Below are 11,921 nucleotides of genomic sequence, written 5' to 3'. Positions count from 1 at the left end.
GCGCGTGGCGGAGCGCCGCGCATGAGGCTGCTCGCCGCGCTCGCCTTCGCCGCGCTGCTGGTCGCCGACCTGGTCAGCGCGATCGCGGTGGTGTGGTCGCGTCACGAGAGCCGTGCGCTGTTCGTCGAGCTGACCCGCCTGGAGAACGGCCGCGACGAGCTGAACGTCGACTTCGGCCGGCTCGAACTGGAACAGGCGACCTGGGCCGATCCCAGTCGCGTCGAGGACATGGCGCGCAGCCGGTTCGGCATGCTCAATCCGCCGCCCGCCGACGTGGAGCTGATCCAGCGATGATGTTCCGCAAGGACCAGCTCGAACTGCCCGCGCCGCGCCGCAACGCGGGGCCGAGCACGCGCAGGCGGCTGTATCTGGTCGGCATGCTGCTGGCGCTGGCGGCGACCGGCCTGGTGGTGCGCGCGCTCGACCTGCAGGTGGTGCGCAAGGACTTCCTGCAGGAGCAGGGCGACGCGCGCTTCCTGCGCGAGATCCCGATCCCGGTGTCGCGCGGCACGATCTTCGACCGCAACGGCGAGCCGCTGGCGGTGTCGACGCCGGTCGAGTCGATCTGGGCCAACCCGCAGGAGGTGCTGGAGCATGCCGACCGCCTGCCGGCGCTGGCCAAGGCGCTGGGCGTCGACGCCGGCGATCTCGAGCAGCGCCTCAACCAGCGCGCCGACCGCGAGTTCGTCTACCTCAAGCGGCAGATGAGCCCGGAGGCCGCGCAGGCGGTGATCGCGCTCGGCATCCCCGGCGTCAACGGCCAGCGCGAGTTCCGCCGCTACTACCCGAGCGGCGAGGCGATGGCGCACGTGCTCGGCATCACCAACATCGACGACCGCGGCCAGGAAGGGCTGGAACTCGCCTTCGACGACTGGCTGGCCGGCAAGCCCGGCGCCAAGCGCGTGATCCGCGACCGCCGCGGTCACGTCGTCGAGAACGTCGAACTGGTGCGCGAACCGCAGCCCGGCCGCGACCTCACCCTCAGCATCGACCGCCGCATCCAGTACCTCGCCTACCGCGAGCTGGCCAAGGCGGTGCAGGAATTCGAGGCGAAATCGGCTTCGATGGTGGTGCTGGACGTGCGCAGCGGCGAGGTGCTGGCGATGGTCAACCAGCCCTCGTACAACCCCAACGCGGTCGGCGCCAGCCCGCCCGCCGCCCGCCGCAACCGCGCGGTCACCGACGTGATCGAGCCCGGCTCGACGATGAAGCCGTTCACCATCGCCGCCGCGCTGGAGAGCGGCAAGTGGAAGCCGGACACGCCGATCGACACCTCGCCCGGCACGTTCCAGTATCTCAACCACACCGTGCGCGACACGCACAACCACGGCCTGATCGACGTCACCGGGGTGCTCACCTATTCCAGCAACGTCGGCGCCTCGAAGATCGCGCTGACGCTGGACAACAACCACCTGTACGACATGTTCCGCCGCTTCGGCTTCGGTGCCGGCACCGGCAGCGGCTTTCCCGGCGAGTCGCCCGGGCTGCTGCCGGAAGTGCGCGCCTGGAACGGCCTGACCAAGGTCACGCTGGCCTACGGCTACGGCCTCAACGTCACCGCGCTGCAACTGGCCGAGGCCTACGCCGCGCTGGCCAACGGCGGGCGGCTGCGCCAGCCGAGCTTCGTCAAGGGCGCCGACAACCCGGCCAACGCCGTGCTCGATCCGCAGATCGCGCGCACGATCGTGAAGATGCTGGAAACCGTGGTCAGCCCCGAGGGCACCGCGCTGAAGGCGGCGGTCGCCAACTACAGCGTCGCCGGCAAGACCGGCACCTCGCACATCGCCTCCGGCGGCGGCTACGAGGACAAGTACGTCAGCCTGTTCGCCGGCATCGTGCCGGCCAGCGCACCGCGCCTGGTCGGCGTGGTGGTGATCAGCGACCCGCAGAAGAAGAGCTACTACGGCGGCTTCGTTTCCGCGCCGGCGTTCAGCCGCGTGATGGACGGCGCGCTGCGCCTGCTGGACGTGCCGCCGGACAACGTGCGCCGCTGGTACACCGGCGGCCCCGACCTCGGCGCGCCGATCGGCCGCACCAGCCCGCCGCCGGACTACGCGCCGGGCAGCACCAACTACGAGGAGGGCGGCACGCCGTGAACGCCCGCGTCCGCCTCGCCGACCTGCTCGCCGGCATCGCCGATCCCGCCGCCGCCGGCGCGATCGAGATCGCCGGCCTGACCCTGGATTCGCGCCGCGTGCGCGCGGGCGACGCCTTCGTCGCCCTGCGCGGCACGCGCCAGCACGGCGTCGCGTTTGCCCCCGCGGCGTTGGCACAGGGCGCTGCGGCCGTACTGGCCGAAGCCCCTGTGCCCGCCGCACCTGTTTCTGCCTCGGCCGAAGGCCGCACCGATTTCCTTCCCCCGCGCGCGGGGGAAGATGCCCGCAGGGCAGAGGGGAGGCGCGACGCTGCCGCGAAGGCGGTTGCTCCCGGCGCGGAAGCGGGCCGCGGCGCCGAGACGCAAGCGCCCATCCTGTGGATCGACCGCCTGCGCGACCACCTCGGCGAGATCGCCGCGCGCTTCTACGAGCGGCCCTCGGAGTCGCTGCACGTGATCGGCGTCACCGGCACCAACGGCAAGACCTCGACGGTGCAGCTGCTGGCCGCCGCGTTGAGCTGGTTCGGCCACAGCGCGGCGACGATCGGCACGCTGGGCGCCGGCATGTACGGCCATGCCGTCGCCGGCGAGCGCACCACGCCGGATGCGATCAGCGTACAGGGCCTGCTCTCCGAGTTCCTCGAAGCCGGCGCGTCCTACGTGGCGATGGAGGTGTCCTCGCACGCACTCGAGCAGGGGCGCGTCAACGCGGTCGCTTTCGACGTCGCCGTGTTCACCAACCTCACGCGGGACCACCTCGACTACCACGGCACCATGGAAGCCTACGGCGCGGCGAAAGCGAAGCTGTTCGCCTGGCCGGGGCTGCGCGCGGCGGTGATCAACGTCGACGACGCGTACGGGCGCCGGCTTGCCGCGGCGTTGCCGCAGGGCGTGCGCCGGCTGCGCTGCAGCGCGGATGGCGCCGAGGCCGAGCTGGTCGCCGAGCAGGTGCGCACGCACGCCGACGGCATCGACTTCGTGCTGCGCACGCCGTGGGGCGCCGGCGCGGTGCACAGCCGCCTGCTCGGCCGCTTCAACGTCGCCAACCTGCTCGCCGTCGCCGGCTGCCTGGGCGCGCTCGGCATGCGCTTCGACGTCGTGTGCGAGGCGCTCGCCGCGCTGCAGCCTGTCGACGGGCGCATGAACCGCCTCGGCGGCGGCGCCGCGCCGCTGGTGGTGGTCGACTACGCGCACACGCCCGACGCGCTGGAGCAGGCGCTGACCACGCTGCGCGCGCACTGCGCCGGCCGGCTGCTTTGCGTGTTCGGCTGCGGCGGCGAGCGCGACCAGGGCAAGCGCCCGCAGATGGGCGCGATCGCCGAGCGGCTCGCGGACGCGGCGATCGTCACCGACGACAACCCGCGCGGCGAGGACGGCGATGCGATCGTGGCGCAGGTACTGGCCGGCTTCGCCGCGCCGCAGCGCGCCGTGGTCGAGCGCGACCGCGCCGCGGCGATCGCGCGCGCGGTGCGCGAAGCGCACGCCGGCGACATCGTGCTGATCGCGGGCAAGGGCCACGAGACCTACCAGGAAGTCGCCGGCACCCGGCGGCCGTTCGACGACCTCGCCGAAGCGGAACGGGCACTGGAGGCGCGCGCATGCTGAACCTGCGGCTGTCCGAGATCGCCCTGTGGACGCGCGGCAGCCTGCACGGCGCGGACGCGCCGGTGCGCGGCGTCTGCACCGACACGCGCAAGCTGGGCGGCGGCGAGCTGTTCGTCGCGCTGCAGGGCGAGCGCCAGGACGGACACGACTTCGTCGCCGCGGCGGCGGCGCACGGCGCGGCCGCCGCGCTGGTGGCGCGCAAGGTGGACGCACCGATCCCGCAGGTGCTGGTGGCCGACACGCTGCTGGCGCTGGGCGACCTCGCCAGCGCGGTGCGCGCGCAGCGGCGCGCGCGCGTGATCGGCATCACCGGCTCCAACGGCAAGACCACGGTGAAGACGCTGACCGCCTCGATCCTGGCCCGCCACGGCCGCACCCACGTCAATGCCGGCAACTTCAACAACGAGATCGGCCTGCCGCTGACCCTGCTGGAGATGCCCGAGGACGCCGAGTACGCGGTGCTGGAGATGGGGGCCGGCAAGCCCGGCGACATCGCCTACCTGGCCGCCATCGCGCGGCCCGAAATCGGCCTCGTCAACAACATCGCGCCGGCGCACCTTGAGCGCATGGGCAGTCTGGAAGGCGTGGCCGGGACCAAGGGCGCGCTCTACCAGGCGCTGCCCGGCGACGGCATCGCCGTGATCAATGCCGACGACGCCTTCGCCGGCTTCTTCGCCGGCCTCGCCGGGACGCGCCATGTGCTGCGCTTCGGGCTGGACCATGCGGCGGACGTCGGTGCCGAGATCCGCGCGCTGGGCGCGACCAGCGACTTCGTGCTGAACACGCCGCAGGGCGCGACCGAGGTGATGCTGCCGCTGGCCGGCCGCCACAACGTGATGAACGCCCTGGCCGCGGCGTCGATCGCCTGCGCGCTCGGCGTGCCGCTGGCGACGATCCGCGAGGGCTTGGAACAGGCGCCGACCGTGGCCGGGCGCCTGCTGCGCCACGTCACCCGTGCCGGCTGGACGCTGATCGACGACAGCTACAACGCCAACCCCGGTTCCACCGCGGCGGCGATCGCCACGCTGGCGCTGGAGGCCGGCCGGCCATGGCTGGTGCTGGGCGACATGGCCGAGCTCGGCCCCGAGGCCGAACGCCTGCATGCCGAGATCGGCACGCTCGCCAGGCGCAGCGGCATCGTGCGGCTGTACGCGGTGGGCCGGTTGAGCCGCGCCGCCGCGGAGGCGTTCGGCGCAGGCGCCGAGCATTTCGCCGACCAGACGGCGCTGATCGCCGCGTTGCGCGTCGCGCTGAAACCGGGCGTGGTCTGCCTGGTGAAAGGTTCGCGCTCGTCGGCAATGGACCGGGTGGTCGCCGCGCTGCTGGGGCACGACGGGGGAGGGGAACGGCATGCTGCTTGAACTGGCGGAATGGCTGAAGGCGTACGTCAACGCCTTCCACCTGTTCCAGTACATCACTTTCCGCTCGATCATGAGCGCGCTGACCGCGCTGGCGATCTCGCTGCTGCTCGGCCCCGGGCTGATCCGCAAGCTGGCCGCGATCAAGGCCGGGCAGGTGATCCGCAAGGACGGCCCGCAGTCGCACCTCAGCAAGGCCGGCACGCCGACCATGGGCGGCGCGCTGATCCTCGCTTCGATCGCGGTCGCCACGCTGCTATGGGCGGATCTCGGCAACCGCTACGTGTGGATCGTGCTCGGCATCACGCTGGCGTTCGGCGCGATCGGCTTCTACGACGACTACAAGAAGCTGGTGCTGAAGGACAGCCGCGGCCTGCCGGCGCGCTGGAAGTATTTCTGGCAGTCCGTGTTCGGCCTCGGCGCCGCGCTGTTCCTGTTCCTGACCGCCGACACCTCCGCCGCCACCGAGCTGTACGTGCCGCTGTTCAAGCACGTGGCGATCCCGCTCGGCGCGCTGTCGGTGGTGGTCGGCTACTTCATCGTGGTCGGCTTCTCCAACGCGGTGAACCTGACCGACGGCCTCGACGGCCTGGCGATCATGCCCGCGGTGCTGGTCGCCGCCGCGCTGGGCGTGTTCGCCTACCTCGCCGGCAACGCGGTGTTCTCGCAGTACCTCGGCATCCCGGCGATCCCGGGCGCGGGCGAGCTCGCGATCTTCTGCGCCGCGCTGGCCGGCGCCGGGCTCGGCTTCCTGTGGTTCAACGCCTATCCGGCGCAGGTGTTCATGGGCGACGTCGGCGCGCTGGCGATCGGCGCCGCGCTCGGCTGCATCGCGGTGATCGTGCGCCAGGAGATCGTGTTGCTGGTGATGGGCGGCGTGTTCGTGATGGAGACCGCCTCGGTGATGCTGCAGGTGGCCAGCTTCAAGCTGACCGGCAAGCGGCTGTTCCGCATGGCGCCGATCCACCACCACTTCGAACTGAAGGGCTGGCCCGAGCCGCGCGTGATCGTGCGCTTCTGGATCATCAGCGTGGTGCTGGTGCTGGTCGGTTTGGCGACCTTGAAGGTGCGGTGATGTTCGACTGGTTGCGCCAGACGCAGGCGATTCGCCGCCAGGGCCCGCAGGGGCGCTGGGACGCGTGGCTGCTGCTCGCCGCGCTCGGGCTGGCTTGCCTCGGCATCGTGATGGTGGCGTCCAGTTCGATCGCGGTCGCCGACGGCGAGCACATCGGCGCGTTCTATTACCTGAAGAAGCACCTGATGTTCCTCGGCTTCGGCAGCGTGCTGGCGGCGATCGCCGCGCGCACCGAGCTGAAGCTGCTCGAGAAGCACGCATTCCTGCTGATGCTGCTCGCCTTCATCGCGCTGCTGCTGGTGTTCCTGCCCGGCATCGGCATGCGCATCAACGGCGCGCGCCGCTGGATCAACCTGCTGGTGATCGGCTTCCAGCCGGTCGAGGCGGTGAAGCTGGTGGTGGTGGTGTACATGGCGAGCTACCTGGTGCGCCACCGCGACGGCGTCGAGCGCAAGCTGTTCGGCGTCGTCAAGCCGGTCGGCGTGGCCGGGCTGGTGCTGCTGCTGCTGCTGGCGCAGCCGGACTTCGGTTCGGCGGCGCTGATCGTCAGCGTCAGCGTCGGCATGATCTGGCTGGGTGGCGCGCGCATGCGCAACCTGGTGCTGCTCGGCGCGCCGCTGGCGCCGGCGCTGGCGTGGGCGGCGCTGACCGAGGACTACCGCATCAAGCGCCTCACCTCGTTCCTCGATCCGTGGAAGGATCCGTTCAACGACGGCTTCCAGTTGACCCAGGCGCTGATCGCCATCGGCCGCGGCGAGTGGTTCGGCGTCGGCCTCGGCGGCTCGGTGCAGAAGCTGTTCTACCTGCCCGAGGCGCACACCGACTTCATCCTCGCGGTGATCGCCGAGGAGCTCGGCCTCGCCGGCATCGTGCTGGTGCTGGGCCTGTTCGCGCTGCTGGTCGGCCGCGGCCTGTGGCTGGGCCTGAAGGGCGTCGAGCTGGGCCAGCGCTTCGCCGGCTACGTCGCGTTCGGGCTGTCGCTGACGCTGGGCCTGCAGGCGCTGGTGTCGGTCGGCGTCAACCTCGGCGTGCTGCCGACCAAGGGCCTGACGCTGCCGCTGATCAGCTCCGGCGGTTCCAGCGTGCTGATGACCTGCGTGATGGCCGGCGTGCTGCTGCGCGCCGGCTACGAAATCACCCGCGCCGAGGACACGCGGCGCATGGCGGCGCGCGTCGCGGCGCCGACGCTGGCCGAGGAGGCGGGCGCATGAAGGCGGACGCGCCCGTGCTGATCATGGCCGGCGGCACCGGCGGCCACATCTTCCCCGGCCTCGCCGTGGCCGAAGCGCTGCGCGCGCGCGGCGTGCCGGTGGCATGGCTGGGCGCGGCCGGCGGCCTGGAGACGAAGCTGGTGCCGGCGCGCGACATCCCGCTGGAGATCGTCCCGGTGGCCGGCCTGCGCGGCAAGGGTTGGCGCGCGCGCCTGCAGGCGCCGTGGATGCTGGCGCGCGCGCTGGTCGCCTCGCTGGCGGCGCTGCGCCGCGTGCGCCCGCGCGCGGTGCTGTCGATGGGCGGCTACGTGGCCGGGCCCGGCGGCGTCGCCGCGTGGCTGACCGGCCGTCCGCTGCTGATCCACGAGCAGAACCGCGTGCCCGGTTTCACCAACAAGGTGCTGGCGAAGCTGGCGCGGCGCGTGCTGGCCGGCTTCGCCGATGCGTTCCCGGCGGCCAACGAGGCCGCATGGGTGGGCAATCCCGTGCGCGCCGCGATCGCCGCGCTGCCGGCGCCGGCAGCGCGCATGGCGCAGCGCGCCGGACGCGCGCGCCTGCTGGTGCTGGGCGGCAGCCAGGGTGCGCGCGCGCTGAACCTGCGCGTGCCGGAAGCGCTGGCGCGGCTGCCGCGCGAGCGCCGCCCCGAGGTGCTGCACCAGTGCGGCGCGCGCGGCGTCGAGGAAACCCGCGCCGCCTACGCCGCGGCCGGCGTCGAGGCGCGCGTCGAGCCGTTCATCGACGACATGGCCGCGGCCTACGCCTGGGCCGACCTCGCCGCGTGCCGCGCCGGCGCCCTGACCCTCGCCGAGCTCGCCGCGGCCGGGCTCGCTGCGGTGCTGGTGCCGTTCCCGCACGCGGTCGACGACCACCAGACGCGCAACGCCGAGGCGATGGTCGCGGTGGGTGCGGCGCTGATGATCCAGGAGCGCGAGCTGGACGCCGCACGTCTCGCCGCGCAGTTCGACGGCCTGCTTGCCGACCGCGCGCGCCTGCTGGCGATGGCGCAGGCGGCGCGCACGCTGGCCAAGCCGGAAGCCGCGGCGACGATCGCCGCGGCGTGCATGGAGGCGGCCGCATGACCCCGCGCCGGCTCCGCGCCCACGACGACATCATGTACGCGTTCCGCCGCGTGCACTTCATCGGCATCGGCGGCGCCGGCATGAGCGGCATCGCCGAAGTGCTGCACAACCTCGGCTATGCCGTGTCCGGCTCCGACCGCGCCGGCTCGGCGGTCACCGCGCGGCTCGCCGCGCAGGGCGTGACCGTGCACCGCGGCCACGCGGCCGAGAACGTCGAGGGCGCCGACGTGGTGGTCGTCTCCAGCGCGATCCGCGCCGACAACCCCGAGCTGGCCGCCGCGCGCGCCGCGCGCATCCCGGTGGTGCCGCGCGCGGAGATGCTCGGCGAGCTGATGCGCTTCCGCCGCGGCATCGCCGTCGCCGGCACGCACGGCAAGACCACCACCACCAGCCTGACCGCGAGCGTGCTCGCCGAGGCCGGCCTCGATCCCACCTTCGTGATCGGCGGCCAGCTCACCTCGGCCGGCACCCACGCGCGGCTCGGCAGCGGCGAATACCTGGTCGCCGAAGCGGACGAATCCGACGGCTCGTTCCTGATGCTGTCGCCGGTGGTCGCGATCGTCACCAACATCGACGCCGACCACCTCGAGAACTACGACGGCGATTTCGGCAAGGTGAAGAAGGCGTTCGCCGATTTCCTGCATCGCCTGCCGTTCTACGGCGTGGCGGTGCTGTGCGTCGACGACCCCGAGGTGGCGGAACTGGCGCGCACCACGACGCGCAGCACGATCACCTATGCCATCGACCATGCCGATGCCGACGTGCGCGCCAGCGGCGTGCGCCAGGACGGCGGCCGCATGCTGTTCGACCTGCACCTGCCGGGGCGCGACGTCGCGCAGCCGGTGACGCTGAACCTGCCCGGCCGGCACAACGTGCTGAACGCGCTGGCCGCCGCCGCGGTCGGCTGGCAGCTCGGCGTCGACGCCGATGCGATCGCGCGCGCGCTGGCGCAGTTCCAGGGCGTCGGCCGGCGCTTCCAGCAGCGCGGCGAGCTGGCGCTCGAGCACGGTCGCGCGCTGCTGGTGGATGACTACGGCCACCATCCCAGCGAACTCGCCGCCGTGTTCGCGGCGGCGCGCGGCGGCTGGCCGGAGCGCCGCCTGGTGGTCGCGTTCCAGCCGCACCGTTTCACGCGCACGCGCGACCTGCTGGACGACTTCGCCAACGTGCTGAGCGGCGTCGACGTGCTGGTGCTGACCGAGGTCTACCCGGCCGGCGAGGCGCCGATCGCCAACGCCGACGGCCGCGCGCTGGCGCGCGCGGTGCGCGCGCGCGGCAAGGTCGATCCGGTGCTGGTCGAGCATCCGCGCGAACTGAAGAACGCGCTGCCCGCACTGCTGCGCGACGGCGACCTGCTGCTGCTGATGGGCGCCGGCGACATCGGCGCCGCGGCGGTGGAGCTGGCGGCGCTGGGAAACCTGAAGGCGAACAAGGCATGAGCATGCGCATCACCGACCCCCGACAGTTCGGCCGCGTCGCCGTGGCGATGGGCGGCAGTTCCGCCGAACGCGAGGTGTCGCTGGACTCCGGCCGCAACGTGCTGGCCGCGCTGCAGGCGCGCGGCGTCGACGCGCACGCCGTCGACGGCATCCCGGCGCTGTTGGACGCGTTGCGCGCCGGCCACTTCGCGCGCGTGTTCAACATCCTGCACGGCCGCGGCGGCGAGGACGGCGTGCTGCAGGGCGCGCTGCAGTCGCTCGGCGTGCCCTACACCGGCTCGGGCGTGCTCGGCTCGGCGCTGACCATGGACAAGGTGCGCACCAAGCAGGTGTGGATCGCCGCCGGCCTGCCGACGCCGAAGTTCGTCGCCTTCCGCCGCGGCGAGGACATTCGCGCGGCGATCGCCGCGGTCGGCCTGCCGGCGATCGTCAAGCCCTCGCACGAGGGCTCCAGCGTCGGCATCTCGCGCGTGCAGGGCGAGGCCGACCTGCCGGCGGCGGTCGAACTCGCCGCGCGCTACGACGGCGAATTGCTGGTCGAGCAGTTGATCGAGGGCGACGAGCTGACCGTCGGCATCCTCGACGGCGAGGCGCTGCCGTCGATCCGCATCGTGCCGAAGGGCGGCTTCTACGACTACCACGCCAAGTACGTCGCCGAGGACACGCAATATATCTGCCCCGGCCTCGACGGCGCGGCCGAGACCGAGCTGCGCGCGCTGGCGCTGCGCGCATTCCAGGCCGCCGGCGCGGCCGGCTGGGGCCGTGTCGACGTGATGCGCGACCGCGCCGGCCGCTGCTTCCTGCTCGAGGTGAACACCACGCCCGGCATGACCGGCCATTCGCTGGTGCCGAAGGCCGCGCGCGCGGCCGGCATCGACTTCGAAGCGCTGTGCTGGCGCATCCTCGAGACCTCGTTCCGGGAGGGCGCATGAGGGGCGCGCTCGCCATCCGCCTCGTCGCCTGGGGCATCGCGCTGACCCTGGTCGCGCTGCCGATCGTCGGCGTGCTCGAAGGCTGGTTCGCGGCCGGCCGCTGGCCGGTGCGCTACCTCAAGGTGGAGGCCGAGTTCCAGCGCGTCGGCGCGGAGCAGATCCGCGCCGCGGTCACGCCGCTGCTCGGCGCCGGCTTCTTCGCGCTGGATCTCGGCGGCGCGCAGAAGGCGGTCGCGGCGCTGCCGTGGGTGCAGCGCGTCGAGGCGCGCAAGCGCTGGCCGGACACCCTGGTGCTGCGCGTGTACGAGTTGCAGCCGTTCGCGCACTGGGGCCAGGGCCGGCTGATCGGCCGCGACGGCCGCGTGTTCGGCGCTCCCGGCGCGGACGCGGTGGATGGCCTGCCGAAGCTGTCCGGGCCGGACGACCGCCTGGCCGACGTGGTGACGTTCTACATGCAGGTGCAGAAGGCATTCGGCGCCGACGGCATGCGCGTTGCCGCGGTCGAGCTGTCCGAGCGCGGCAGCTGGAGCCTGACGCTGTCCGACGGCGCGGTGGTGGTGATCGGTCGCGACCACCCGCAGGAGCGCATGCAGCGCTTTCTCGACGTGTATCCGAAGCTGATGGCCGGGCGCAGCGGCGGTTTCGACTACGCCGATCTGCGCTACACCAACGGCTTTTCCGTGAAGTGGCCGCCGCTGCCTGCGGCCGCGCCGGCCAAGCCCGCCGCTCCTACCGGGAACGTCTGAGCATGAACCGCAAGAACGAAAAGCAGTTGGTGGTGGGGCTCGACATCGGCACCTCGAAGGTGGTGGCGATCGTCGGCGAGTACGCGCCCGGCGAACCGGTCGAGGTGATCGGCATCGGCTCGCACGTCTCGCGCGGGCTGAAGCGCGGCGTGGTGGTCGACATCGAATCCACGGTGCACTCGATCCAGCGCGCGGTGGAGGAAGCCGAGCTGATGGCCGGCTGCGACATCCGCTCGGTGTACGCCTCGATCTCCGGCAGCCATCTCGAGACCAAGAACTCGCACGGCACCGCGGCGATCCGCGACCGCGAGGTCACCGCCGGCGACCTCGAGCAGGTGCTGGAAGCGGCCAGCGCGGTGGCGATCCCGGCCGACCGCAAGG

General features: G+C 72.6%; 10 protein-coding genes and 1 pseudogene. All 11 read left to right on the top strand.

Going from position 1 to position 11,921, the window contains the following annotated elements:
• Positions 1-21: 21 nt before the first annotated feature.
• On the top strand, positions 22-294 hold the full coding sequence (ftsL, locus tag ABFC67_RS05865; protein WP_346737108.1) for a cell division protein FtsL: 273 nt from the start codon (positions 22-24) through the stop codon (positions 292-294).
• A complete protein-coding gene (locus ABFC67_RS05860; RefSeq protein ID WP_346737107.1) occupies positions 291-2,096 on the top strand; it encodes a penicillin-binding protein 2 in 1,806 nt (601 codons plus the stop codon). The genes ftsL and ABFC67_RS05860 overlap by 4 nt, the downstream gene beginning before the upstream one ends.
• Positions 2,093-3,700 (top strand): UDP-N-acetylmuramoyl-L-alanyl-D-glutamate--2,6-diaminopimelate ligase, encoded by a 1,608-nt coding sequence (locus tag ABFC67_RS05855; protein WP_346737106.1) that lies wholly within the window; start codon positions 2,093-2,095, stop codon positions 3,698-3,700. The genes ABFC67_RS05860 and ABFC67_RS05855 overlap by 4 nt, the downstream gene beginning before the upstream one ends.
• Positions 3,694-5,061 carry a UDP-N-acetylmuramoyl-tripeptide--D-alanyl-D-alanine ligase gene (murF, locus tag ABFC67_RS05850; RefSeq protein WP_346737105.1) on the top strand — a complete coding sequence of 456 codons (1,368 nt, stop codon included), beginning with the start codon at positions 3,694-3,696 and terminating at the stop codon, positions 5,059-5,061. The genes ABFC67_RS05855 and murF overlap by 7 nt, the downstream gene beginning before the upstream one ends.
• Positions 5,051-6,133, top strand: coding sequence for a phospho-N-acetylmuramoyl-pentapeptide-transferase (gene mraY / locus ABFC67_RS05845; protein ID WP_346737104.1), 1,083 nt, complete (start codon positions 5,051-5,053; stop codon positions 6,131-6,133). The genes murF and mraY overlap by 11 nt, the downstream gene beginning before the upstream one ends.
• Complete coding sequence (gene ftsW, locus ABFC67_RS05840; protein WP_346737103.1) at positions 6,133-7,344, top strand: putative lipid II flippase FtsW; 1,212 nt, start codon at positions 6,133-6,135, stop codon at positions 7,342-7,344. Before mraY ends, ftsW begins: the two co-directional genes overlap by 1 nt.
• Positions 7,341-8,423, top strand: a complete 1,083-nt coding sequence (murG, locus tag ABFC67_RS05835; protein WP_346737102.1) for an undecaprenyldiphospho-muramoylpentapeptide beta-N-acetylglucosaminyltransferase — start codon at positions 7,341-7,343, stop codon at positions 8,421-8,423. Before ftsW ends, murG begins: the two co-directional genes overlap by 4 nt.
• Positions 8,420-9,862, top strand: coding sequence for a UDP-N-acetylmuramate--L-alanine ligase (gene murC / locus ABFC67_RS05830; RefSeq protein ID WP_346737101.1), 1,443 nt, complete (start codon positions 8,420-8,422; stop codon positions 9,860-9,862). The genes murG and murC overlap by 4 nt, the downstream gene beginning before the upstream one ends.
• Positions 9,859-10,794, top strand: a complete 936-nt coding sequence (locus ABFC67_RS05825; protein ID WP_346737100.1) for a D-alanine--D-alanine ligase — start codon at positions 9,859-9,861, stop codon at positions 10,792-10,794. Before murC ends, ABFC67_RS05825 begins: the two co-directional genes overlap by 4 nt.
• Positions 10,791-11,540, top strand: a complete 750-nt coding sequence (locus ABFC67_RS05820) for a cell division protein FtsQ/DivIB (RefSeq protein WP_346737099.1) — start codon at positions 10,791-10,793, stop codon at positions 11,538-11,540. The genes ABFC67_RS05825 and ABFC67_RS05820 overlap by 4 nt, the downstream gene beginning before the upstream one ends.
• A 2-nt stretch (positions 11,541-11,542) precedes the next feature.
• Positions 11,543-11,921: pseudogene (locus ABFC67_RS05815) on the top strand (cell division protein FtsA); the annotation flags it as partial.

This window comes from Mizugakiibacter sp. (genome assembly GCF_039680435.1).
Classification (GTDB): domain Bacteria; phylum Pseudomonadota; class Gammaproteobacteria; order Xanthomonadales; family Rhodanobacteraceae; genus Mizugakiibacter.
Note: the sequence above shows the minus strand (reverse complement) of the source record. Positions and strands in the feature narration are given on the sequence as shown.